Raw genomic sequence first — 23844 nt, 5'->3', positions numbered from 1 at the left:
GGAGACATCATGAAAATCATTCTGCAGCGTCTTGGCAAAAGCCTGGCGATTCTGGCGGCGGCGGTGCCGCTCGGCGCCTTCGCGTTCCCCGACAAGCCGATCCGCATGGTGGTGCCCTATTCGGCGGGCGGCGGTGCCGATAACACGGCGCGGGTCGTGGCCCAGAAAATGGGAGAGATCCTTGGCCAGACCGTCGTCATCGACAACAAGCCGGGCGCCGGCGGCGTCATCGGCGCCGACGCAGTGGCCAAGGCTGCCCCGGATGGCTACACGGTGCTGTACGATGCCTCGGCGTTCGCGGTCAACGGCGCGCTGCGCAAGCTGCCGTTCGACCCGAGCAGCGATTTCATTCCGATCTCGCTGGTGGCCACGGCGCCGCAGATCCTGGTGGTCGCGGCGAGCGCGCCTTACAAGACCGTTGCCGACTTCATCGGCTCGGCCAGGAAGTCGCCGGGCAAGCTGACCTATGCCTCCGCCGGCGCTGGCACCGGCTCGCATCTGGCTGCGGAGATGTTCAATGAGCAGGCCAGGATCGAATTGCTCCATGTTCCGTACAAAGGCGGCGCGCCGGCACTGACCGACGTGATGGGCGGGCAGGTCGCGGCCTATTTCGGCAATACGGCGTCGACGCTGCAATACGTGACCGGGGGCAAGCTGCGCGCGCTGGCGGTGACGTCCAGGACGCGCATGAAGGCCTTGCCCAATACGCCGACCCTGGCCGAGAGCGGCATGCCCGACTATGAAGTGCTTGAGTGGAACGGCGTGTTCCTGCCCAGGGGGACCGCACCGGATCGCGTACAGGCAATTGCCGGCGCCGTACAGAAGGCGGTGGCCGATCCGGGGGTGCGCGCCAGGCTGCAGCAAGCCGGACTCGATCCGGTCGGCAACACGCCGCAAGCGTTCAGGAGCTTCCTGCAGGCCGAGTCGGCGCGCTGGCACGCCCTGGTCAAGGCACGTGGCGTCCGCGTTGAATAACGCGCCGCTGCCATTCAGCACCTGGTGGGTGCAGGGCGGCAGTACGAGCATGGCCGTGCCGACGCGCCACAGCGCTCAGTCAGCGCACCGTTGAATGAACTGCGTGATGGCAGGCAGGATGGATTGCCGGAATCCCTGGCCGGCGAAGGTGCCGTAGTGACCCACGCCGTCAACGACCAGGTGTTCTTTCCGTTCTGCGGCAAGGCCTGCGCAGAGTGCGTGAGCCGCCTGGGTCTGGCCGCGGCCGGTGATGTCGTCGTCGCCGCCTTCGATGGTCAGCAATGAAACGTTCGTAATGGCCTCGGGACAGATACGGCGCTGGCCGACTTCCATGCTGCCGCGGCACAGGTGATGCTCCAGGAAAACCTTCTGGATGGTTTCCAGGTAGTACTCGGCCGGCACGTCGAGCACGGCGTTGTACTCGTCATAGAACTGGCGATGCCTGGCAGCCTCGCTCCGCCTGCCATCGACCAGGTGGCGGTAGAAGTCGAGGTGCGCGCCGGCGTGGCGTGCGACGTTCATCGATACGAAGCCGGCAAGCTGGAGGAAGCCCGGATAAACCTGGCGGCCTTTTCCCGGGTAGCCGACAGGTACCTGCTCGATGACGTTCGCCTCGAACCATGCCAGCGAATGCTGTCGGGCAAACCGGTTGACTGCCGTCGGGCTGACGCGGGTGTCGATTGGCGCGGCGATGAGGGTCATGGAGCGGGGCTGCAGCTGCTCGTCGTCTTCGGCCATCTGGGCGACCGCGCAAAGCACCGGGACCCCCGGCTGGCAAACCGCCACGATATGCGTGCCGGTGCCGAGGTATCGCAAGAATTTCTTCAGGTAATCGACATAGCCGCCAAGGTCGAAGTGCCCGGCGTCAAGCGGGACCAGGCGCGCATCGGCCCAGTCGGTGATGTAGACGTCGTGACCGGGCAGCAATGCCTCGACCGTTGGGCGCAGCAGGGTGGCGTAGTGGCCCGAGAGCGGCGCCACGAGCAACACCCGGGGACCAGGGCAGGGCATATCCTTCCTGAAATGCAGCAGCCGGCAGAAGGGCTCTTCGACAAGCGCGGTCTCGGTGACGGCGACCCGTTGCCCGCCTGCGATGACCTCGTCGATCCCAAAGCGAGGTTTGCCGTAGGCCTTGGTCAGCCGCGTGAACAGTTCAAGCACGGCGTCGGCTTCGCGGATGCCCGGAAGCCAGGCGAGCGACTCGCCCCAGAAACTGACTGCACGGGAACCTGCCTCGATGATTGCCTCGAGCGGTCCAAGGGATTGCAGCGTGAGTTCCCGCAGAGCATAGAGTGCCATGGCGATTCCCGCCTCTTGGATCGGGTTGTGGAGTGTTGTCTTCGCGCAGGAACGCGCTGCGCGACGCGGGCTTCAGCGCGGATGGCGTGCCCGACAGCCGCATGGCCGGCATCGCGCAGGCTGGGTGGGCGGCCGACAGGCTTCTGCCACGGATCCGCCTGCGCGACGGTGGCGCTGGTGCACTGAGAAGTGCTGCGCGCGGCTCAGGTGTCTTCGAGGTCGAATCGACTGACTGCGGGAAGCGCCGGACTTGCCGTGGCGGCCGTTGCGGCCTGACAGATGCGCGCGAGCCTGGTCGCACGCGGATCGGCTGGAATACTGCATGACGCCCCCTACCACCCAAAGCCACCGGCATTGCATCGCAATGCCGGCAGAACACCGTGCAATCAAGTTACACGATTTACATTTGGTAACACATGCGATCTAACCCTATTGCAACGTTTTGCATGGTTTTCTCGCAATGAAGAGGGCAGAGGCAAGGCGTTCGATGCAAATATTGGGCGATTTTCTGGCGGGATGTGATCTTCTGATTCCAGTAAGCCAAATGCGGTCTGGCTATCCGCGGTGCTATTTGTAAGCCTTTGCAAGTTACGCTCGGACAGGCAGGGCTCGAAGCCTCTCACTCTCTACCCAGAAATCCCATCCCCCGACACCAGCGTCAACACCGCATCGCGCTTTTCCAGCAAGTGCCGCTTCAATACGGCCGCCAGCTTCTTGCCGTCCCGGGCTTCCAGGGCCTTGATCATGTCTTCGTGATCATCGACGGCCTCGTCCCACTTGCCGCTTTGCTGGTTGGAACGAAAGCGCATCGCCTGCAGGCGCCGGTTGGTCGACTGATAGGCCTGGCGCAACGCCGAATTGCGTGCGGCTTCGTTGATGCGGTCGTGTATCTCCTGGTTGCGGCTGTAGTAGCCAGGCAGATCGTTGTGCGTGCGGCAGACCAGCATCGCATAGTGCAGCGCCTTGATCTGCGCCAGCTCGGCGGGGGTGATGCGCTCGCAGGCCAGTTCGCCCGAGAACGCTTCCAGGCCGCTCATCAGCTCAAAGTTCTCCCGGATCTCGGACTCGCTCATCTGGGAGATGCTTGCGCCGCGGTTGGGCGAGAGATCGATCAGGCCCTCTGCCGCCAGCACCTTGAACGCCTCGCGCAGGGGTGTCCGGGAGATGCCCAGGGTCTCGCAAAGCTCACGCTCATTGAGCTTGGTGCCAGGAGCGAGGACGCCTTCGACGATGCATTGCCGCAGGTGCCCGACCACCGTGTCATGCAGGCGCGGACGCGCCAGGCGCGGCAGCGACGGGCCCGCGGCGGGGCGTGCAACTGCCTCTTCCATAAGTGAATTTTGCATTCAATGTCCTCTATACGCGTTGCGGAGGATTCTACTGCATCTTCATTCTTCGCTCAAAACGTCGGGTATACACCGAGATTTCAGGCCAAATTCCGGCTTGGATCCAGATTTTTCGTCTGCTATAGTCGATTGAATTCAAAATTCATTATTCAACAAGGAGGCATCGCTCCCATGATTCACCTCGACTTTCACCCCGCTGGCCGCCACTTCCTGCAGATTCCCGGACCGAGCCCGGTCCCCGACCGCATCCTGCGCGCGACGAGCTATCCGACCATCGACCACCGCGGTCCCGAGTTCGGCGCGCTGGGCCGCAAGGTGCTGGCCGGCATCAAGCAGATCTTCAAGACCCGGCACCCGGTGATCATCTATCCCGCTTCCGGCACGGGGGCGTGGGAAGCGGCGCTGACCAACACGCTCAGCCCGGGCGACCACGTGCTGATGTTCGAGACGGGTCACTTCGCCACGCTGTGGAAGAAGATGGCCGAAGCGCTCGGCCTGAAGCCGGAGTTCCTGGGCCTGCCTGGCATTGAAGGGTGGCGCCGCGGGGTGCAGGCGGACATGATCGAAGCGCGTTTGCGCCAGGACACCGGCCACGCAATCAAGGCGGTGTGCGTGGTGCACAACGAGACCTCGACGGGGGTCACGTCGGATATCGCTTCGGTGCGCCGGGCCATCGATGCCGCCGGCCACCCGGCGCTGCTGCTGGTGGATACGATCTCCGGGCTGGCCTCGGCCGACTACCGCCATGACGAGTGGGGCGTGGACGTGACCGTGTCGGGCTCGCAGAAGGGCCTGATGCTGCCGCCGGGAATCAGCTTCAATGCGCTCTCGCCCAAGGCGATCGCTGCCAGCCAGACGGCAAGACTGCCGCGCGCGTTCTGGGGCTGGGCGGAGATCATCGAGGCCAACCAGAACGGCTACTGGCCCTACACGCCGAATACCAACCTGCTGTACGGCCTGTCCGAGGCGCTCGACATGATCCTCGGCGAGGGCCTGGACAATGTCTTCGCCCGGCATCAGCGCCTGGCCGAAGCGACGCGCCGTGCCGTGCGCGCCTGGGGGCTGGAGATCCAGTGCGCCGATCCCGCCGTGTACAGCCCGGTGCTGACCGGCGTGATGATGCCCGACGGCGTCGATGCCGATGCGGTGCGCAAGATCATCTATGAGCGCTTCGACATGTCGCTGGGGCAGGCGCTGGGCAAGATGCGCGGACGCATGTTCCGCATCGGCCATCTCGGCGATTGCAACGACCTGACCCTGATGGCGACCCTCGCCGGTTGCGAGATGGGACTGAAGCTGGCGGGCGTGCCGGTAGCCGGCAGCGGGATTGTGGCGGCCATGGACTACCTGGCAGCGCACGCGGACATGCCCGTTCTCAAGGCCGCCGCCTGAGCGGCAGCCAGTAAAGGCCGGCGCGCGGAGGACGCGCAGCCGGCTTTCCAGTCACGCCGGAGCGTCACAAGAGCATGCCATCACCGCGCAGGGGATCGGCAGGGCGGCAGCCGCCTTCGCATCTTGCCGGCATCCACCCGTGTTCGCCCAAGCCGGACCCAGAGCCGGCGGCGATCTGAAGTCACCGGCGCCAACGCCAGTCGGCGCCGGAACCAGCAGTCCGGAGACAAGTCATGAAGCGCTTTCGTGCGACCAGCATTGTGCTGGTGATGCTATGCATCATGTATTTCATCACCTATCTCGACCGTGTCAATGTGAGCACGGCCGCGGCGGGTTTCGGCCAGGAATTCAACCTCAGCAAGACCGAGATCGGTCTTGTCTTTTCCGCGTTCGCGTACCCCTACCTTGTGTTCCAGATCATCGGCGGATGGGTCAGCGACCGCTTCGGCGCCAGGCGCACGCTGCTGGTCTGCGGCGTGCTCTGGGCCATTGCCACGTTCCTGACCGGCATGGCCGGTGGCCTGGTCTCGCTGCTGGCGGCACGCCTGTTGCTCGGCCTTGGCGAAGGCGCCACCTTTCCCGCGGCCACCGCGGCGATGTCGCGATGGGTCGCCAGGGAAAAACGCGGCTTTGCACAAGGCATCACCCACGCCTGCGCACGGGTCGGCAATGCCGTGGCCCCGGCCGCGGTGGTGGCGATCATGGCCGTGTACGGGTGGCGCGAGTCGTTCTACATCTGCGGCGTGATCAGCCTGGTCTGGGTGGCGCTGTGGGCGTGGAGCTTTACCGAGCATCCCAAGGACCATCCGCGCATCACCAGGGATGAACTGGATGCGCTGCCGACGCCGAAGCCGAAGACCACAAACGTGCCGTGGCGCCGCCTGTTCAGGCGCATGGCGCCGGTTACCGTGGTGTACTTCTGCTACGGCTGGACGCTGTGGCTGTTCCTGAGCTGGATTCCGCAGTACTTCCTGCACAGCTACTCGCTGGACCTGAAGAAGTCCGCGGTGTTCGCGTCCGCGGTGTTCTTTGCCGGCGTTGTCGGCGACACCCTCGGTGGCATGGTGACGGACAAGATCTACCACAAGACGGGATGCCTGAAGCGTGCGCGCAGCTGGATGGTCGCGGTCTGCATGCTGCTCACCATGCTGTCGCTGCTGCCGATGCTGTTCACGCACGACCTGTACGTGTCGATGGCGTGCCTCGCCTTCGGCTTCTTCTTTGCCGAGATGACCATCGGTCCGATGTGGGCGATCCCCATGGACATCGCCCCGGAGCACGCCGGCACGGCGAGCGGCATGATGAATTCCGGGTCGGCGCTGGCGGCCATCATCTCGCCAGTCCTGTCGGGCTATCTGATCGACCGCTTCGGCAGCTGGGAACTGCCCTTTATCGGCAGCATGGTGCTGATGGCGCTGGGCGTGATGCTCGCCTTCCGGATGCAGCCGGAAAGCCGTTTCGAGACCGATGCGGCCGGTGCGCCGGTTGCTTCGCGCTCGCATGCCTGAAACGGGTTCCAAGTCAAGCCACGGCAGCGCCGCGGGCATGCAGAACCATTGTCTACCGAATGCCATGAATACTTCTTCGTCCCCCTTGCTGGTCAAGCCGATCCACCTGGTGCCCGCCCGGCATCGCGCTGCCTCGCCGCTGTCCGCGCTCCTGCGCAAGGAGCTGCGCGGCGACGTGCTGTTCGACCGGGCCGGCCGTGGCCGCTATGCCACCGACGCGTCGATCTACCAGATCATGCCGATCGGCGTGGTGGTCCCGCGCGACCAGGCCGACCTGCTGCGCGCCCTCGACATCGCGCGCGACCAGCGCGTGCCGGTGCTGGCGCGCGGCGCGGGCACCAGCCAGTGCGGCCAGACCGTGGGCGAAGCCCTGGTCATCGACAACAGCAAATGGCTCAACAACATCATCGACTTCGACGCCGCGGCGCGCACGGTGACGGTGGAACCGGGCATCGTGCTCGACCACCTCAACGCCTGGCTCAGGCCGCACGGACTGTGGTTCCCGGTCGATGTCTCCACCGGGGCGCAATGCACCATCGGCGGCATGGCCGGCAACAACTCGTGCGGCTCGCGCTCGATTGCCTACGGCAACATGGTGCATAACGTGCTGGCCATCGACGCGGTGCTGGCCGACGGCGGCGAATGCCACTTTGGCTCGCTGGCGCAGCCGGTGGCGGCAGGGCGCGCGCAAGGCATCCTGCGCGGACTGGAGCGCATCGCCCGGCGCGAGCGCGACGAGATTGCGGAGCGCATGCCCAAGGTGCTGCGCCGCGTGGCCGGCTACAACATCGACCTGTTCGATTGCCAGAACCCGCTTGCCTATACGGACGACGGCCATGCCAACCTGTCGCATATCCTGGTCGGTTCGGAAGGCACGCTGGCCTGCAGCCGCCAGCTCACGCTGACGCTGTCGCCGCTGCCGGCGCACAAGGTGCTGGGCGTGGTCAACTTCCCCACGTTCTACCAGGCGATGGACATGACGCAGCACATCGTCAAGCTGCGTCCGGTGGCGGTGGAGCTGGTCGACCGCACCATGATCGATCTGTCGAGGGAGAACCCGGCCTTCCGCCCCGTGGTCGAGCGCGCGCTGGCCGGCGATCCGCAGGCCATCCTGCTGGTGGAGTTTGCCGGCGAGGACCGGCAGGCGCTGCTGGCGCAGCTTGACCGGCTGGTCGAGCTGATGGGGGACCTCGGCCTGCCGGGTTCGGTGGTGAAGATGGCCGAAGAGAAGGCGCAGAAGGCCCTGTGGGATGTGCGCAAGGCCGGCCTGAACATCATGATGAGCATGAAGGGCGACGGCAAGCCGGTGTCGTTCATCGAGGACTGCGCGGTGCCGCTGGAGCACCTGGCCGAGTACACCCGCCGGCTGACCGAGGTCTTCCACAAGCACGAAACCGAGGGCACCTGGTATGCCCACGCCAGCGTCGGCACGCTGCACGTGCGCCCGATCCTGGACATGCGGCGCGACGGCGCGGTGCGCATGCGCGAGATCGCCGAGGAGGCCGCCGAGCTGGTGCGCGAGTACAAGGGCGCCTACTCCGGCGAACACGGCGACGGCCTGTGCCGCGGGGAATGGGTGGCCTGGCAGTACGGCCCGCGCATCAACGCGGCGTTCAGCGAGATCAAGGCGCTGTTCGACCCCGACAACCGCTTCAATCCGGACAAGATCGTGCGCCCGCCGAAGATGGACGCGCGCGAGCACTTCCGCTTTGCCCCCGGCTACGCGGCGCTGCCGCTGACGCCCGCGCTGGACTGGTCGGCGTGGAATGTGCGGCGGGACCCGATGACCGGCGCCGAGACCGCGCCCGGCACCGGCACCGACACGGCCACGCACGGCCTGGCATCGGCCGTGGAGATGTGCAACAACAACGGCCACTGCCGCAAGTTCGACGCCGGCACCATGTGCCCGAGCTATCGCGTGACCAAGGACGAGCAGCACGTGACGCGCGGCCGTGCCAACACGCTGCGGCTGGCGCTGTCCGGCCAGCTCGGCCCGGACGGACTGGCCAGCGCGGAGGTGAAGGAAGCGCTGGACCTGTGCGTCTCGTGCAAGGGCTGCAAGCGTGACTGCCCGACCGGTGTCGACATGGCGAAGTTCAAGATCGAGGCCCGCCATGCCTGGGCCACGCGGCACGGCATCAGCCTGCGCGAGCGCATGGTGGCGTTCATGCCGCGCTATGCGCCGCTTGCCGCGCGCGTGCCAGGCCTGCTGGCGCTGGCCGACAGCGTGCCCGGGGTCTCGGGCTGGATCAAGCGGGCGCTGGGGTTTGCCCCGCAGCGGTCGCTGCCGCGCTTCGGCAAGCCCTTCCTGGCGGGGCGCGGCAACGCAGCGGGCAAGGCCGGCGGCCGGGAAGTCCTGCTCTTCGTCGACACCTTCAGCAACTACATGGAACCCGACAACGCGCGCGCCGCGCAGGCCGTGCTGGAAGCCGCCGGCTATACGGTGCACTTCAACGTCCGTGAAGGCGAACGCGCGCTGTGCTGTGGCCGTACTTTCCTGGCGGCAGGCCTGGTCGACCAGGCGAAGCAAGAGGCGCGGCGCATGCTGGACGCGTTCCGCCCCTTCGTCGAGCGCGGCGTGCCGGTGGTCGGCCTGGAGCCGTCGTGCCTGCTGTCGTTGCGGGATGAGTTCTTGAGTTACGGCTATGGCGAGGAGGCCAGGCGGCTTGCCGGCCTGTCGTTCCTGTTCGAGGAGTTCCTGGTGCGGGAGCAGGGCGCGGGCCGGCTGAACCTGCCGCTGCAGCCGCTGCAGGCATCCGAGGCCGTCGTGCACGGCCACTGCCACCAGAAGGCGTTCGATGCGTTCACGCCGGTGCAGACCGTGCTCGGGTGGATTCCGGGGCTGAACGTAGTGCCCGTGGAGTCATCCTGCTGCGGCATGGCCGGCAGCTTTGGCTACGAGGCGGAGCACTTCGAAGCGTCGAAGGCCATGGCGGAGTTGTCGCTGCTGCCGGCGGTGCGCAAACGCGCGCCCGACGCCATCGTGGTCGCGGACGGCACCAGTTGCCGCCACCAGATCCTGGACGGCGCCGACGCCGAGGCGCTGCACGTGGCCCGGGTGCTGGCGATGGCCCTCGAGGGAGGCCGCCATGTCTGAGCCCCTGCACGACCGTACGCGGCTGCGGCCGCCGGCTCAGGCCAGGATCGGCGACCGCGTGGCAGACGTGGGCTCGCCGGCCTTGCTGGTCGACCTCGATGCCTTCGACCGCAATCTCGCGCAGATGCAGGGCCTGGCCGACGCCGGCGGCGTTGCCCTGCGCCCGCATGCCAAGGCGCACAAGTCCGTCGCGGTTGCGCAGCGGCAGATCGCCGCCGGCGCGGTCGGGATCTGCTGCCAGAAGCTCAGCGAGGCCTATCCGTTCGCTGCCGCCGGCATCGCGGACATCCACATCAGCAATGAGTTTGTCGGCGCGGACAAGCTGGCGATGGCGGTGGAGCTGGCCCGCCACGTGCAGCTGAGCCTCTGCGTCGATGACGTGCGGCAGGTGGCCGCGATAGCGTCCGCGGCCGAAGCCGGCGGCGTGCGCATCACCGTGCTGCCGGAGGTCGACGTCGGGCACGGGCGCTGCGGCGTCAACAGCACGGATGGGCTGAGCCGGCTGGCCGATGCCATCGGCGAGGCGCCGGCGCTGCGCTTCGGCGGACTGCAGGCGTATCACGGCGGCGCGCAGCACCTGCCGGTCTGGCTCCAGCGCCGGCAGGCCGCCCAGCGCGCCGCGCAAGCGGTGGACGCCTACGTGCGGCATCTCGATGCACGGGGCATTGCCTGCCCGGTGATCACCGGCGGCGGCACCGGCACGGCCGAGTTCGACTGCCAGAGCGGGGTCTACACCGAAGTCCAGCCGGGCACCTATCTCTTCCTGGACGGCCACTACGGCGCCAGCGAATGGCTGGGTCAGTTCCAGCCGAAGCACAGCCTGTTCCTGTCGGCAACGGTCATGAGCACGGCGCGGCACGGCGTGGCGGTCTGCGACGTGGGCCTGAAATCGGTCGCGGTGGACTCCGGCCTGCCGCGCCTGTGGCCCAGGGACCGCGGCGGATGGCTGCGCTATGTCGCGGCGAACGATGAACACGGTGTCCTGGAAGTGCTGAACGCAGACAGCCAGGGATTGCTGGGCAACAAGCTTTTGCTGGTGCCCGGGCACTGCGATCCCACCGCGAACCTGCATGCGCAGTACGTGTGTTTTCGCGCGGGGCAAGTCGTCGCCCTGTGGGAGGTGGATGCGCGCGGCCTGATCCGCTGACGCGGGATTTGCAGCCGTTGGCGCGGGCCCGCCGCGCCAGGAATACAGAAAAGCCGCGATCGTCCTGTAGGTCGCAGACGTTGAAGCTCGCCTCAACTTGGCATCAGCTCGGGGTCGATGTTGGTCATGCTTCACCTCTATCTTTCAACAGAATGGCAGTGTCCCGGCCGGGACGCTTCTGACAATCGCCAGCGTCATGCTGATATGGTCCTCCAGCGCAAGTGCCGCGCGCGCGTCGGCGCGGCGCATTGCCGCATCGAAGATGCACAGGTGTTCGGCATGCACGTCGCGGTGCGTCCTGGTCTCCAGCCCGATGCATACGCGCCGGTAGCGCTCGCCCTGCTGCGACAGCATGCGCAGCACCAGGTAGGTCCAGGACGTTGCCGCGGCCGAGATCAGGGCTTCGTGGTAGCGACGGTTGCAAGCCTCCCATGCGGCGCGATGCTCAGCGCGGACCGGCTGCTCCCAGGCGGAGAGGGCTTCGAAGCTCTCCCGGACGCGCCGCTCCCATGCGTCGTCGCCATGCCGTACGGACTCGCGGAGTGCATCGATCTCGATATGGAGGCGCAGCGGCGGGCCTCGGCGCCGGCGCGGGCAACACGCCGCTGGAGGTCTTCGTGGCGGTCTGCGAACGGATGGGCGTCCGGACCGGCGTCGATCTGTGGAAGATCCAGGATGTCGCCGAAGACCTGGTAGTGCCGATGATGGACTTCCCGATTCGGGGCGACCGCGACGCCCTGACGCTGGGTTATGCCGGCGTCTACGGTTCCTTCCTGCTGTTCGCCAAGCGTGCCGGCGAGAAGTACGGTATCCCGGCGCGCGACATCCTGGTCGAGCTGGGCCGGCGCGGCATGGTCGGCGGTCAGGAAGACATGATCGAAGACACCGCGCTCACGCTCGCCCGCCAGCGCAGGGAAGCCGGACGGCCCGAATGGCGAGCGAACGCGAGCAATCCAGGGTCTTCACGTCCCCTTCGGGGATAAAGCCACTGGGTCCCCGCCTGCGCGGGGACGACGGTTAGCAAGGCTGTCGTGAATTTTGGAAGCATCAATAGTTTGAGCCGGCTTGGCGCGCTGATTGCGACGAGGCATCTATGGCGGTTACATATTCGTTCAAGGTAGTTCCATCCGTGTTCGCACGACTTTGAAAGGAGCGAACACCGGACGTTTGCGAGCGGCAGGTTGCCGATACCCAGTTGCAGGGTCGCGCCATCCTCCACCCAGCCGGCAATGTGGCGGGCAATGGCCAGTTCGGCCGGGCCGGGCGCGCTGCGCTCCAGGCCAGAATCCGCCTGGACTTAACCCCAGTGGAAGGCGCGCTTTCGGAAAGGCTGATTGTCCAACCGGGCGAATGCCGCGACTATTGCAGCTATCACAGGGAGGCGGCCGTCCGCCAGAGACCGAACGCCAGCTTAGCGCCATGATCGAACAGACCCAATCGAACAACTTCCACGAAATCCGCGATGCCATCCGAGCGCTTTGCGCGGAGTTTCCCGACGAGTACTTCCGCAAGGTGGATGAGCAGCGCGCCTATCCCGAGGCTTTCGTCAATGCGCTGACCGAGGCGGGCTGGCTCGCGGCCCTGATCCCGCAGGAATACGGCGGCTCCGGCCTGGGCCTGACCGAGGCCTCGGTCATCATGGAAGAGATCAACCGCTGCGGCGGCAACTCCGGCGCCTGCCACGGCCAGATGTACAACATGGGCACGCTGCTGCGGCACGGGTCAACGGCACAGAAGGAAAAGTACCTGCCGAAGATTGCCTCCGGGCAATGGCGCCTGCAGTCCATGGGCGTGACCGAGCCCACCACGGGCACCGACACCACCAGGATCAAGACCTCGGCGGTGAAGAAGGACGGACGCTACGTGGTGAACGGCCAGAAGGTCTGGATCAGCCGCGTCCAGCACAGCGACTTCATGATCCTGCTGGCGCGCACCACGCCGCTGGCCGAGGTGAAGAAGAAGAGCGAGGGCATGTCCATCTTCATGGTGGACCTGCACGAGGCGCAGAAGCAGGGCCTGACCGTGCGCCCCATCCCCAACATGGTCAATCATGAGACCAATGAGTTGTTCTTCGAGGACCTGGAAATCCCCGAGGAAAACCTGATCGGCGAAGAGGGCAAGGGCTTCAAGTACATCCTTGACGGCCTGAACGCCGAGCGCACGCTGATCGCGGCCGAATGCATCGGCGACGGCTACTGGTTCATGGACCGTGTCACCAAGTACGTCAAGGAACGCGAGGTCTTCGGGCGCCCCATCGGCCAGAATCAGGGCGTGCAGTTCCCGATCGCCGAGTCCTTCATCGAGCTGGAAGCGGCCAACCTGATGCGCTGGAAGGCCTGCGAGCTGTTCGACAGGCACGAGCCCATGGGCGCCCAGGCCAACATGGCCAAGTACCTGGCCGCCAAGGCCAGCTGGGAGGCCGGCAATGCCTGCCTGCAGTTCCATGGCGGCTTTGGCTTCGCCTGCGAATACGACGTCGAGCGCAAGTTCCGCGAGACGCGCCTGTACCAGGTTGCGCCGATCTCGACCAACCTGATCTACTCCTTCGTCGCGGAGCACGTGCTGGGCCTGCCACGGTCGTTCTGAGGAACGTTGGATTGCGCGCCTGGCGCATGTGCCAGGCGCGGAAACTGAAGCGCCGGCCACCTCCCGCCAGCCGGATCATGCGCCCTGGGCAACACCGTGTCCGGGCCTGCATCGTGTACAAAGCCAGCTAACGCGTGGCGCCGGTCTCGGTGCGCCTTGCATAGTCTTCGCCCACGGCAGCGCGCCGCAGGCAATCCAGCATCGCCGCCACCGCCGCGCGCGACTCGCCATCCTCACGCCAGTACATCGACACGGAACCGAACCCCGCCAGCCGCAGCGGCACGATGCGCAGCGCGCCCAGCTCTTCCAGCCGGCGCGCGGTGCGGTGCGAGGCCAGGCCGATCATGTCGCTGTTATTGAACAAGGTCAGGTTCAGCACCGTGGAATTGCTTTCCGCGCAGTCCGCTGGCAGCGCGCGCTCGGCGCTGGCCAGCGCGCCCTCCAGCGCATTGCGAATCGGCGTTCCGCGCGGCCAGACCACCCAGCGGTAGCGATACAGGTCATCCCAGCCGATGGCGGCGCCCTGCAGCAGCGGATGGCGGGGCCGGGCGACGAAATGGATCGGCTCCATGTAGAGCGATTCCGTACGCATCTGCGCGTCCTGCAGTTCGGGGGCCGAGCGGCCGACCACGATATCCAGCTCGCTGTGTGCCAGCTGGCTCATCAGCCGGTCCATGGTGGTTTCCACCAGCCGCATGCTGGCGCGGGGCATCTGCTGCAGCAGATTCAACGCGGCCAGGGGCACGGTATCCGCCGCCGACGCGCCGGATGTTCCGACCACCACGAGCCCGCTGCCGCCCTCGCGCATGGCCTGCAGGTCGTCGCGCGCGGTATCCAGCTGGGCCTCGATCCGGCGCGCGTGCTCGATCAGCGACTCGCCGTAGGGCGTCGGGCGCAGGCCGCGCGCCTGGCGCTCGAACAGCGGCAGGCCGATGTCGTCCTCCAGGTCTTTCAGCCACTTGGAAAGCCCGGGCTGGGTCGTATTCAGCAGCGCCGCCGACTGGCTCATGTTCCCGGTCTCGGCCAGGCTCAGCAGCATCTGCAGGTTGCGCAGCCGCAGTCTCTGGGTCCAGTCCATCGAGGTCTACCTATATGAAAAATCGTATGGATAAGATGAAATCTTCATTTCATATCTTATAGGGCGGGGCGTATAACGACAACATCAGCGGTGCAAACACCGCGACACCGTCAGAAAGTTACGGAGACAGCATGTCCGAACACGCCCCTCACCACGCAACGGACGCAGCGCGCGCGGCCTATTACGCAGAGATCGGCCGCAGCCACATGACCCCGTTGTGGGAGTCGCTGCACGCGCTGGTGCCGCCGCAACCGCGGCCGCAGATCGTTCCCGCCATCTGGAAGTACGAGCAGCTGCGCCCGCTGGTGATGCAGGCCGGCAGCGTCATCAGCGCCGAGGAAGCGGTGCGCCGCGTGCTGGTGCTGGAGAACCCGGGCATTCCCGGCAAGTCCAGCATCACCTCCACGCTCTATGCCGGCCTGCAGCTGATCCTGCCGGGCGAGATTGCCCCCAGCCACCGCCATACCCAGTCGGCGCTGCGCTTTATCGTGGAAGGCAAGGGCGCCTGGACCGCGGTCAATGGCGAGCGCGCCACCATGCACCCCGGCGATTTCATCATCACGCCGTCGTGGACCTGGCATGACCATGGCAACCCCGGCGTCGAAGACGGCGGCGAGCCGGTGGTGTGGCTGGACGGACTGGACATCCCGCTGGTGCAGCAGTTCGACGCCGGGTTTGCCGAGAACTACCCCGAATCCCAGCAGCCGGTGACCCGCGCCGAGGGCGACAGCTTTGCGCGCTTCGGCCACAACATGGTGCCGGTGCGGCACCGCGTGACCGATCCCACCTCGCCGATCTTCAGCTATCCATACGCACGCTCGCGCGAGGCGCTGGACCAGCTGTATCGCAACGGCGAGCTCGATCCCTGGGACGGCGTCAAGCTGCGCTACGTCAACCCGGCCACCGGCGGCTGGCCGATGCCGACCATCGCCACCTTCATGCAGTACCTGCCGGCGGGCTTCCAGGGCAAGACCTACCGCAGCACCGACGCCACCGTGTACAGCGTGGTGGAAGGGCGCGGCACGGTGCGCATTGGCGATGCGCAGTTCCAGTTCGAGCCGCGCGATGTATTCGTGGCGCCGTCGTGGGCGCCGGTGCAGCTCGGCGCGCTGGAAGACGCCGTGCTGTTCAGCTATTCGGACCGGCCGGTGTTGTCGGCCCTGAACCTGCTGCGTGAATCGCGCACCTGAGCGCAAGCCAACCCTGATCCGATCCGCCGCGCGCGGTGCTTACCGCACCGCCGGGCTTTGCATACCTGACAATTTCCCGGAAGCCATCACCATGTCCTACGTCTTTACGCCCCCAGCCACCGTTGCCATTCCCGTTGCCGGCAGCGATGACCAGTTCGCCGTGCGCCGCGTCTACTGCGTGGGCCGCAACTACGCCGCCCACGCCCGCGAGATGGGCTTCGACCCTGACCGCGAGCCGCCGTTCTTCTTCTGCAAGCCGGCCGATGCGATCGTCCCCGTGCAGGCCGGCACCACGCTGGAGCTGCCGTACCCGGCGCAGACGCAGAACTACCACTACGAGGCCGAGCTGGTGGCCGTGATCGGCAAGGCCGGTTCGGATATCCCGGTCGAACAGGCGCTCGACCACGTGTGGGGCTATGCCGTCGGACTCGACATGACGCGCCGCGACCTGCAGATGAAGATGCGCGAGATGGGCCGCCCCTGGGAAATCGGCAAGGCCTTCGACGCCTCGGCCCCGGTGGCGCCGATCCACCGTGCCAGCGACATCGGGCACCCGCAGCAGGCCGGCCTCTGGCTGACGGTCAACGGTGAAACGAAGCAGCGCAGCGATGTGTCGCACCTGATCTGGTCGGTGGCCGAGACCGTGGCCTACCTGTCGCAGTTCTTCCGCCTGGAGCCGGGCGACGTGATCTTCACCGGCACGCCCGAAGGGGTGGGCGCGGTCAAGGCTGGCGACACCATGGTCACCGGCGTCGACGGACTGGGCGAACTGACCTTGCGCGTGGTCTGAACGCGCGCAGCGCAGCATACAGGCAATACCGATCATGCAGCTCTATAGCTTCTTCAACAGCTCCACGTCGTACCGGGTGCGCATCGCGCTGGCCCTGAAGGGCCTGCCGTACGACTACCTGCCCGTCAATATCCGCACCGGCCAGCACCGTGAGGCCGAGTATGTGGCGGGCATCAACCCGTCGGCCTCGGTGCCAGCGCTGGTGGATGGCAGTTTCACGCTGGGCCAGTCGTTCGCGATCCTCGACTACCTGGACACGTGCCACCCCGAGCCGCGCCTGATCCCGCAAGACCCGGTGCAGCGCGCGCGGGTGCTGGAGCTGGCCACGCTGATTGGCTGCGACATCCACCCGGTCAACAACCTGCGCGTGCTGCGCTACCTGCAGGACGTGCTGCAAGTCACGCCTGCGCAGAAGGACGCGTGGTACCGCCACTGGATCGATGAAGGCATGGCCGGCGTGGAGCGCCTGCTGGCGCTGCACGGGCATGGCAAGTGGTGCTTTGGCGATGCGCCGACGCTGGCCGACGTCACGCTGGTGCCGCAAGTGGCCAACGCCCTGCGCATGGGCTGCGACCTCAGCCCGTATCCGCGTGCCATGGCGGCATATGCCCACGCCAGCGAGCACCCGGCCTTTGCCGAAGCCGCGCCCGCGCGCCAGCCCGATTTCACCGCCTGACGCCAGCGCGCAGGCCAGGAGACAAGCATGAACCATTCCAACAACGCGACCGGCAAGGTCCTGATCATCGGTGGCGGCATCGGCGGCCTGGCGGCGGCGCTGGCGCTGGCACGCCAGGGCATCCGCATCGAACTGCTGGAGCAGGCCGAGCAGATCGGCGAGATCGGCGCCGGCATCCAGCTGGCCGCCAACGCCTTTGCCGCGCTGGACGCGCTGGGCGTTGGCGAGGCCGCGCGCAGCCGCGCGGTCTTCACCGACTACCTCAGCCTGCGCGATGCGATCGACACGCAGGTGATCGCGGAGGTCGATGTCGGGCAAGCGTATCGCGAGCGCTTCGGCAACCCCTATGCGGTGATCCATCGCGCCGATATCCACCTGTCGATCCTGGAGGCGGTGCAGGACCATCCGCTGATCGCCTTCCGCACCAGCACGCGCGTGGAGCAGCTGCTGCAGGATGAGCACGGCGTGACCGTGATCGACCAGCATGGCGAGCAGCATCGCGGCGACGCCGTGATCGGCTGCGACGGCGTCAAGTCCGCGATCCGCCAGGCGCTGATCGGTGACGAGCCACGCGTGACCGGCCATGTGGTCTATCGCGCCGTGGTCGATGTCGACAACATGCCGCCAGACCTGCAAGTCAATGCCCCGGTGGTTTGGGCCGGCCCGCACTGCCACCTGGTGCACTACCCGCTGCGCGGCGGCCAGCAGTACAACCTGGTGGTGACCTTCCACAGCCGCGAAGCGGAAACCTGGGGCGTGCGCGAGGGCAGCAAGGAAGAGGTGCTGTCGTATTTCGAAGGCATCCATCCGCTGCCGCACCAGATGCTGGACCGTCCCACCTCCTGGAAGCGCTGGGCCACCGCCGACCGCGACCCGGTCGAGCGCTGGAGCTTCGGCCGCGCCACCATCCTGGGCGATGCCGCGCATCCGATGACCCAGTATGTGGCGCAGGGCGCCTGCCAGGCGCTGGAAGACGCGGTCACGCTCGGTGCCGCGGTGCAGGCGGCGGATGGCGACTATGCCGCGGCCTTCAGGCTGTACGAGCAAGCCCGCATCCCGCGCACCGCGCGCGTGCTCTACGCCGCGCGCGACATGGGCCGGGTCTACCACGCCAAGGGCGTCGACCGGCTGGTGCGCAACAGCCTGTGGACCGGACGCACTCAGGCGCAGTTCTACGACGCACTGCAATGGCTGCATGGCTGGCGTGCCGACCAGTGCCTGAGCCCCACGCCGTGGCTGTAAGCCGCTGAGCGCGGGGTTCTTTCCCGCAGAAAACGGATAGCGAGCTGGCGGCCGACGAAGCTGCCGGCCCTCTCTCGCCCCCAACCCTGGCATCAAGGAGGAGACACCATGCCTGCCAGCCAACCCCTGAACGTCACCGCGTTCATCGACCGCCAGCCGCTGTCGGCGTTCCAGGTGACCATTGTCGTACTGTGCTTCCTGATCGTTGCCGTCGACGGCTTCGATACCGCCGCGATCGGCTTTATCGCGCCCGCCATCCGCGCCGAATGGCAACTGACGCCGGCGCAGCTGGCGCCGCTGTTCGGCGCCGGGCTCGGCGGCCTGATGGCCGGCGCCTTCCTGTTTGGCCCGCTGGCTGACCGCTTCGGCCGCAAGGGCGTGCTGGTGCTGTCGGTGCTGTTTTTCGGCGTCGCCAGCCTGGCATCGGCCTGGTCGCAGGACCTGTGGACACTGGTGCTGCTGCGCTTCCTGACCGGCCTGGGCCTGGGCGGGGCCATGCCCAACGCCATTACGCTGACTTCCGAGTTCTGCCCGGACAAGCGCCGCTCCTTCCTGGTCACCACCATGTTCTGCGGCTTCACGCTGGGCTCGGCCTTCGGCGGCCTCGCTTCGGCCGGACTGATCGAGGCCTTCGGCTGGCGCTCGGTGCTGGTCGCGGGCGGCGTGATGCCGCTGCTGCTGGCGGTGGCGCTGGTGTGGCGGCTGCCGGAATCGGTGCGCTACCTGGTGCTGACCGGCAAGTCGCGCGAGCGCGTCGTCGCCACGTTGCGGAAGATCGCTCCGCATGAAGACCTGCGCAACGCCACCTTCGCGGTGGGCGAGCAGCGCGTCACCAGCTCGCCGGTGCGGCACCTGTTCCGGCCCGAGCTGCTGCGCGGCACGCTGCTGTTCTGGCTGACGTTCTTCATGAGCCTGCTGGTGATCTACCTGCTGTCCAGCTGGCTGCCGACACTGCTGCGCAGTACCGGTCATTCCCTGCGCACGGCTGCGCTGGTGACGACGATGTTCCAGGTTGGCGGCACAGCGGGGGCGATCGTGCTGGGCTGGCTGATGGACCGGATCAAGCCGCACACTGTGCTGGCGTGCAGCTATTCGCTGGCGGCGCTTGGCATCGCGGCGGTGGGCAGCTTTGCCTCCGAGCCAGTGGCCGCGGGCATGGCGGTGTTCCTGGCTGGCTTCTGCATCTCGGGATCGCAGGTGGGCGCGAATGCGCTGTCCGCCAGCTTTTATCCGACGGACTGCCGTGCCACTGGCGTAAGCTGGGCCAATGGCGTTGGCCGTATGGGCTCGGTGGTGGGATCCGTCGGCGGCGCGACCATGCTGTCGATGGGCCTGGGCTTGCCGGCGTTGTTTGCGTTGATAGGCGTGCCCGCGCTGATCGCCGGGGCGTCGATGTTCGTCTTGGGGATGGCCAGGCGTGAGGCGGCGGTGGAACGTCTGGCAGCGGCCGCGGACCGATAATCTCCCGCGCTGTGGCTAATGCCGTTCAGTCAAGGTATCAGACTCCACTGTCATTCCCGCGAAGGCGGGAATCCAGCGTCTTGCACGTCCCCTTTGGGGATGAAGTCACTGGGTTCCCGCCTGCGCGGGAACGACGGTGGTTAACTGAACGGCATTACCGCGCTACGGCCGGCTAAGGGTAGAGTCGGTAGAGTCTCTCCGGCGTTTACGGCGTCCCCCGGCACGTAATCGCGGCGTTAGAGCCCGCACCAGTGCCTTGGATCTGACCGGCCGTGATCGTCACGCAATGCGGCTGCGAAGACACACCCGCGCCGCTCACCACCAGAGAGTAGTCACCCGGTTGCATGCCTGTCTTCAAGGTGAAGTCAACAGTCTCCGTTGTGACGCCCTTTGCGACTCCGGTATTACTCCAGTTTGTGGTCCGGGCATAGAACACCTTTCCCGCGGAGTCTTCGAGTCGGACGATCGGGTAGTTTTCATCTGATTCAACGTCATCGCCATATCCAGACCCGGCCGACGGGCCATTCATCCGGACCCCTTGGAGCGTGAACACACCGGCGCCGCCGTACTTCACGTTTGCGAAGACCGGACGCCGCGACGGATCTGCGGAACCATCAGGCGTATAGACCCACAGTTGATTCGTGCTATCGGAGAACAGGACCTGTCCGTTAGGCAGGATGAGCATCCGCGTGATAAAGGAAGGAATGCTTGCAAGGTTGGCATCGGGTATGGCAGGCGAGACCGCCGAAATCGTGTTCGACACCGGATCGAAATCGAAAAGCTGCGTTGGGGGTTTAAACAGCCCGCGTGTGGGGCTTGCGTCTGCGGCAAAAAGAACGTGACCGTTTGGCATTACCGTCGCTGGCGCATCTGCAGCACCGAACAAGGCAGGTTGGCCTCCAAGCACCCCCATAATATCGGGGCCAGGTGTCCATGTGTTTGTCTTCGGTGAATACAGTGCGGTGTGCCCAGTTGCGCCGATCGCGAATACTTGACTGTTAGCTCCATTCGCTGGCACGTTGAGCAGCGGACCTAATTCGTAGCCGAGAGCGACGCTGCTTAGAGGCGGAATCGAGCCACCTGCCGTGCTGTCACTTGGGCTCACACTTTGCCAGGCATTCGCCACGGGGTCGTACACCTCCGCAAACTGGCCGGAGTGGTCGACGCTCTCAAAAATATCGTAGGTCAAGACCTTTCCATTGGGTAGTTTCACCCAGGTCTCCTCGTCACTCCTGTCCGGATATACCTTCGATGCCGCAAACGACCATGAGTTCGTCGCGATATCGTATAGATATGACATATTCGTGAAAATAGAGCCGGCGAGGATCTTGCCCTTCGGTAACAACATGGTAGGGTCGTCGCCGAAATAATGTTCAGGGTGGTTGGCAATTGGCGACCAGGTATTGGTAACCGGATCGTACTGTTCGCCAGTGTTCGTTATATTCTGCTGCAATGGCGTTCCGCTATATTCCCCGCCCAACACCCACACCTTGCCGTTTGGCAGCACATGGGAACCAAAGTAAAGCCGCTGCCTGCCCATGGAGGCGAGCGATGACCACGTTCCGTCGACGTAGCTACCCGTAGCGGAGGGGGTCAGTCGCATCCATCTATTGAACGGATTCCCCTGGACCATGACGGTGCCGTCCGTGAGAAGCATCATCGTACCGGTAGATCCCGGCGCGACATTGGTGAGTTTGCTCCATGTCGCTGCGGGGGAAGCTGCCGGCCATCCAAGTGTCAGCGCGAGAGCGCCAGCCGCAATCACCGACTTAACCAAACGTGAATTCGTGCTCTTCTTTTTCATCTTGAATCTCCTGCTTTTCCTTAATATCAAGTCAAACATGCGCGGACCGAAACCCGGCTCATGCGCTCCTGCTGCTGACGGCGTTCTGGGCGGCGGGGGGATGCGCAAGGCTGGCGGAATCTTCGCCGCCACCACAGGCAGTCAAGAACAACCTGACCAATATGGCGGCGCACGCGAAATACTTTTGCGAGTTTCTCGCCACGTGATGAGCCGAGGACGCTTGAAGGCGCGACATAGGGTTCTCCTTGTCGTGAAGAAGAAGTTTCCCCCAGCGTCGGATTGGAAGCGGCGCGGCCGATAAACATCGAACACGCACATTGCGCCTATCTTTATTGCTCGCTTTTGGATATGGATATGCCAGGAGGCGGGCGTTAATTTATGAGGTTTTGCAGCGCCTTTGGACGATAGAACAAGGCCTTCCTTTACGCAACGTCTGATTGTTTTCAGTCGAAGGATAGATCAAAACTCTTCTTTTAAATCAATTGGATAGGCTCTCAGTTATTGGCTTTGATCGCTTAATGGCAATTTTTTTCAATCCCCCAAATGGGTTGCGTCTGTCAGGCCGCCGGCCCTGCACTTCCAACGCGGGGATTCAATTGCGGAGGTGCCAAATGACGAGTAGCAGGCTTTGCCCGGGGATACGCCGAGCCCATGACTGGCGCCGAGCATGAAAGCGCAGCCGGGTTCGGCGCAGTCGGGGACAGGATTCGCCTGCATTCGCCTGGTCTCGGGTTGCGGGGATCCTTCCGATGGCCGGCAACCCGATCGTGCGCTAGCATGAGCCCTTGTCGTCGCCAGCAAGTCGCGCGGTTCGTCGCTGGCGGCGGTCAGCCTGCTGCGGCTGCTGCCCAGCGAACGGATCCAGGCCTTCGAGAAACTGGACAACGACAACTTTGCCGCGGTGGACCAGCTCGGCACCCAGGTGCAACGCCTGTCCGAGCAGCGCGATGCGCTGGTGGAGGCGCTGCGCCACGCGACAAACCGGTACAAGGCCGGCGATGCACCGTACTTGGATCAACTGGATGCGCAGCGCCAACTCCTGAACGCCGAGCTCAACCTGATTCAGGCACGGTCTGACCGGCTCATTGCCAGCGTACTGCTATACCAGGCGATGGGCGGGGGGTGGCAAAGCCAGCCTTGAAGGGGGAACTGCCCACATACACGTGAGCGGTTCAATCTCTTACTGTGCGCCGACCTTGTCGATCAGCCCGGCCAGCATGGCTGTCTCTTCTTCGGTGAGGTCGGTAAGCGGGGTGCGCACCGGGCCCGCATCGTGGCCAGCCAGCCTGGCGCCGGCCTTGACGATGCTGACCGCATAGCCTTGCCTGCGGTCGCGGATCTGCAGGTAGGGCAGGAAGAAGGTGTCGAGCAGACGCCCGGTCGTCTCGTGATCGTCCCTGGCCACGGCCCGGTAGAACTCCATCGCGGTCCTGGGGATGAAGTTGAAGACGGCCGATGAGTACACGGGCACGCCCAGCGCCTTATACGCTGCGGCGTAGACTTCGGCGGTGGGCAGGCCGCCCAGATAGGCAAAGCGCTCACCCAGCTTGCGACGGATCGACACCATCAGTTCGATGTTGCCCAGTCCGTCCTTGTAGCCGACCAGGTTCGGGCAGCGGTCGGCCAGGCGCGCCAGCTGGATCGCGTCGAGGCGGCAGACCGCGCGGTTGTAGACGATCACGCCGCACGATACGGACTTGCACACGGCTTCCACGTGGGCGGCGATGCCTTCCGGGCTGGCTTCGGTCAGGTAGTGGGGCAGCAGCAGCACGCCGTGCGCGCCAAGGCGTTCGGCCTCCTGCGCGTAGGCGATGGCCACGCGGGTCGGACCGCCTGCACCGGCGATGATGGGCACCTTGCCGCGGCAGGTGTCCACCGCTGTGCGGACGATGTCGCTGTATTCCCTGGGTTCCAGCGAGAAGAATTCACCGGTGCCGCCCGCCGCGAACAGGGCGCTGGCGCCATAGGGCGCGAGCCATTCGAGGCGCGCGGCGTAGCTTGCCGGGTTGAAGTTGCCCTGGGCGTCGAAGTCCGTCACGGGGAAGGACAGCAGGCCGGAACTGATGATTTGCTTGAGGTCTTGAGGCGTCATGTCGCGGGAACGAAAACAAATAAGGAGGTCAATGTGACTGGCTGCACGTTAGATTGGGTCACGCCATGCTCAGCCATCGAGGCGAAGCCGCTGCGGTGCCGGCTTCATTGTAAGACATCGTATAACATAAGCCGACCGCTCGCAAGCCAGGGCCGATGAGC

18 protein-coding genes and 1 pseudogene are annotated in these 23844 nt (G+C 65.6%); 13 read left to right on the top strand and 6 right to left on the bottom strand.

Going from position 1 to position 23844, the window contains the following annotated elements; all coding sequences use genetic code 11:
- The first annotated feature begins 9 nt into the window (after positions 1 to 9).
- Positions 10 to 975, top strand: coding sequence for a tripartite tricarboxylate transporter substrate binding protein (locus ACREYQ_RS26595; RefSeq protein WP_432260963.1), 966 nt, complete (start codon positions 10 to 12; stop codon positions 973 to 975).
- A gap of 75 nt (positions 976 to 1050) precedes the next feature.
- On the opposite strand, the gene ACREYQ_RS26590 is transcribed toward ACREYQ_RS26595, so the two are convergent.
- Positions 1051 to 2274 (bottom strand): polyhydroxyalkanoate depolymerase, encoded by a 1224-nt coding sequence (locus ACREYQ_RS26590; protein ID WP_432260962.1) that lies wholly within the window; start codon positions 2272 to 2274, stop codon positions 1051 to 1053.
- A gap of 626 nt (positions 2275 to 2900) precedes the next feature.
- On the bottom strand, positions 2901 to 3620 hold the full coding sequence (locus ACREYQ_RS26585) for a GntR family transcriptional regulator (RefSeq protein ID WP_432260961.1): 720 nt from the start codon (positions 3618 to 3620) through the stop codon (positions 2901 to 2903).
- Positions 3621 to 3791: 171 nt separating this feature from the next.
- On the opposite strand from ACREYQ_RS26585, the gene ACREYQ_RS26580 reads away from it, so the two are divergent.
- The 4 genes from ACREYQ_RS26580 to ACREYQ_RS26565 all read left to right on the top strand — a co-directional run bounded on the left by ACREYQ_RS26580 (position 3792) and on the right by ACREYQ_RS26565 (position 10764).
- A complete protein-coding gene (locus ACREYQ_RS26580) occupies positions 3792 to 5012 on the top strand; it encodes a pyridoxal-phosphate-dependent aminotransferase family protein (RefSeq protein ID WP_432260960.1) in 1221 nt (406 codons plus the stop codon).
- Between the two features lie 233 nt (positions 5013 to 5245).
- Complete coding sequence (locus ACREYQ_RS26575) at positions 5246 to 6520, top strand: MFS transporter (protein ID WP_432260959.1); 1275 nt, start codon at positions 5246 to 5248, stop codon at positions 6518 to 6520.
- A gap of 64 nt (positions 6521 to 6584) precedes the next feature.
- Positions 6585 to 9617 carry an FAD-binding and (Fe-S)-binding domain-containing protein gene (locus ACREYQ_RS26570; protein WP_432260958.1) on the top strand — a complete coding sequence of 1011 codons (3033 nt, stop codon included), beginning with the start codon at positions 6585 to 6587 and terminating at the stop codon, positions 9615 to 9617.
- A complete protein-coding gene (locus tag ACREYQ_RS26565) occupies positions 9610 to 10764 on the top strand; it encodes a DSD1 family PLP-dependent enzyme (RefSeq protein WP_432260957.1) in 1155 nt (384 codons plus the stop codon). Before ACREYQ_RS26570 ends, ACREYQ_RS26565 begins: the two co-directional genes overlap by 8 nt.
- A 144-nt stretch (positions 10765 to 10908) precedes the next feature.
- Here ACREYQ_RS26565 and ACREYQ_RS26560 read toward each other — a convergent pair whose 3' ends face one another.
- Positions 10909 to 11316 carry an FCD domain-containing protein gene (locus ACREYQ_RS26560; protein WP_432262666.1) on the bottom strand — a complete coding sequence of 136 codons (408 nt, stop codon included), beginning with the start codon at positions 11314 to 11316 and terminating at the stop codon, positions 10909 to 10911.
- On the opposite strand from ACREYQ_RS26560, the pseudogene ACREYQ_RS26555 reads away from it, so the two are divergent.
- Positions 11316 to 11747: pseudogene (locus ACREYQ_RS26555) on the top strand (hypothetical protein); the annotation flags it as partial. The gene ACREYQ_RS26560 and the pseudogene ACREYQ_RS26555 overlap by 1 nt on opposite strands.
- A 436-nt stretch (positions 11748 to 12183) precedes the next feature.
- Entirely contained in the window at positions 12184 to 13350 is a 1167-nt protein-coding gene (locus ACREYQ_RS26550; RefSeq protein WP_432260956.1) for an acyl-CoA dehydrogenase family protein, read from the top strand.
- A 127-nt stretch (positions 13351 to 13477) separates the two neighbouring features.
- Here ACREYQ_RS26550 and ACREYQ_RS26545 read toward each other — a convergent pair whose 3' ends face one another.
- Positions 13478 to 14428, bottom strand: a complete 951-nt coding sequence (locus ACREYQ_RS26545; protein WP_432260955.1) for a LysR family transcriptional regulator — start codon at positions 14426 to 14428, stop codon at positions 13478 to 13480.
- 206 nt (positions 14429 to 14634) lie between these two features.
- On the opposite strand from ACREYQ_RS26545, the gene gtdA reads away from it, so the two are divergent.
- From gtdA to ACREYQ_RS26520, 5 genes are all read left to right on the top strand, one after another.
- The gene (gene gtdA, locus ACREYQ_RS26540) at positions 14635 to 15618 is read left to right on the top strand and encodes a gentisate 1,2-dioxygenase (protein ID WP_432262665.1); all 984 of its coding nucleotides are present in this window, start codon (positions 14635 to 14637) and stop codon (positions 15616 to 15618) included.
- A 91-nt stretch (positions 15619 to 15709) separates the two neighbouring features.
- Positions 15710 to 16408 carry a fumarylacetoacetate hydrolase family protein gene (locus tag ACREYQ_RS26535; RefSeq protein ID WP_432260954.1) on the top strand — a complete coding sequence of 233 codons (699 nt, stop codon included), beginning with the start codon at positions 15710 to 15712 and terminating at the stop codon, positions 16406 to 16408.
- A 34-nt stretch (positions 16409 to 16442) separates the two neighbouring features.
- Entirely contained in the window at positions 16443 to 17084 is a 642-nt protein-coding gene (maiA, locus tag ACREYQ_RS26530; protein WP_432260953.1) for a maleylacetoacetate isomerase, read from the top strand.
- Positions 17085 to 17111: 27 nt separating this feature from the next.
- The gene (locus ACREYQ_RS26525) at positions 17112 to 18326 is read left to right on the top strand and encodes a 3-hydroxybenzoate 6-monooxygenase (protein ID WP_432260952.1); all 1215 of its coding nucleotides are present in this window, start codon (positions 17112 to 17114) and stop codon (positions 18324 to 18326) included.
- A 108-nt stretch (positions 18327 to 18434) separates the two neighbouring features.
- Positions 18435 to 19787, top strand: a complete 1353-nt coding sequence (locus tag ACREYQ_RS26520; RefSeq protein WP_432260951.1) for an MFS transporter — start codon at positions 18435 to 18437, stop codon at positions 19785 to 19787.
- 205 nt (positions 19788 to 19992) lie between these two features.
- Here ACREYQ_RS26520 and ACREYQ_RS26515 read toward each other — a convergent pair whose 3' ends face one another.
- Positions 19993 to 21591: a kelch repeat-containing protein gene (locus ACREYQ_RS26515; protein ID WP_432260950.1), complete on the bottom strand. Its 1599-nt coding sequence runs from the start codon at positions 21589 to 21591 to the stop codon at positions 19993 to 19995.
- Between the two features lie 901 nt (positions 21592 to 22492).
- Here ACREYQ_RS26515 and ACREYQ_RS26510 point away from each other — a divergent pair.
- A complete protein-coding gene (locus tag ACREYQ_RS26510) occupies positions 22493 to 22732 on the top strand; it encodes a TolC family protein (RefSeq protein ID WP_432260949.1) in 240 nt (79 codons plus the stop codon).
- Positions 22733 to 22771: 39 nt separating this feature from the next.
- On the opposite strand, the gene kdgD is transcribed toward ACREYQ_RS26510, so the two are convergent.
- Entirely contained in the window at positions 22772 to 23683 is a 912-nt protein-coding gene (gene kdgD, locus ACREYQ_RS26505) for a 5-dehydro-4-deoxyglucarate dehydratase (protein WP_432260948.1), read from the bottom strand.
- Between the last annotated feature and the right edge of the window lie 161 nt (positions 23684 to 23844).

Source organism: Cupriavidus sp. TMH.W2, from assembly GCF_050847365.1.
Lineage (GTDB): Bacteria > Pseudomonadota > Gammaproteobacteria > Burkholderiales > Burkholderiaceae > Cupriavidus.
This window is presented reverse-complemented; position numbering and strand designations above follow the sequence as displayed.

Coding starts and splice junctions, on each gene's coding strand:
- ACREYQ_RS26595 (WP_432260963.1), top strand. CDS start 10: ATGAAAATCATTCTGCAGCGTCTTGGCAAAAGCCTGGCGATTCTGGCG.
- ACREYQ_RS26590 (WP_432260962.1), bottom strand. CDS start 2,274: ATGGCACTCTATGCTCTGCGGGAACTCACGCTGCAATCCCTTGGACCG.
- ACREYQ_RS26585 (WP_432260961.1), bottom strand. CDS start 3,620: ATGCAAAATTCACTTATGGAAGAGGCAGTTGCACGCCCCGCCGCGGGC.
- ACREYQ_RS26580 (WP_432260960.1), top strand. CDS start 3,792: ATGATTCACCTCGACTTTCACCCCGCTGGCCGCCACTTCCTGCAGATT.
- ACREYQ_RS26575 (WP_432260959.1), top strand. CDS start 5,246: ATGAAGCGCTTTCGTGCGACCAGCATTGTGCTGGTGATGCTATGCATC.
- ACREYQ_RS26570 (WP_432260958.1), top strand. CDS start 6,585: ATGAATACTTCTTCGTCCCCCTTGCTGGTCAAGCCGATCCACCTGGTG.
- ACREYQ_RS26565 (WP_432260957.1), top strand. CDS start 9,610: ATGTCTGAGCCCCTGCACGACCGTACGCGGCTGCGGCCGCCGGCTCAG.
- ACREYQ_RS26550 (WP_432260956.1), top strand. CDS start 12,184: ATGATCGAACAGACCCAATCGAACAACTTCCACGAAATCCGCGATGCC.
- ACREYQ_RS26545 (WP_432260955.1), bottom strand. CDS start 14,428: ATGGACTGGACCCAGAGACTGCGGCTGCGCAACCTGCAGATGCTGCTG.
- gtdA (WP_432262665.1), top strand. CDS start 14,635: ATGACCCCGTTGTGGGAGTCGCTGCACGCGCTGGTGCCGCCGCAACCG.
- ACREYQ_RS26535 (WP_432260954.1), top strand. CDS start 15,710: ATGTCCTACGTCTTTACGCCCCCAGCCACCGTTGCCATTCCCGTTGCC.
- maiA (WP_432260953.1), top strand. CDS start 16,443: ATGCAGCTCTATAGCTTCTTCAACAGCTCCACGTCGTACCGGGTGCGC.
- ACREYQ_RS26525 (WP_432260952.1), top strand. CDS start 17,112: ATGAACCATTCCAACAACGCGACCGGCAAGGTCCTGATCATCGGTGGC.
- ACREYQ_RS26520 (WP_432260951.1), top strand. CDS start 18,435: ATGCCTGCCAGCCAACCCCTGAACGTCACCGCGTTCATCGACCGCCAG.
- ACREYQ_RS26515 (WP_432260950.1), bottom strand. CDS start 21,591: ATGAAAAAGAAGAGCACGAATTCACGTTTGGTTAAGTCGGTGATTGCG.
- kdgD (WP_432260948.1), bottom strand. CDS start 23,683: ATGACGCCTCAAGACCTCAAGCAAATCATCAGTTCCGGCCTGCTGTCC.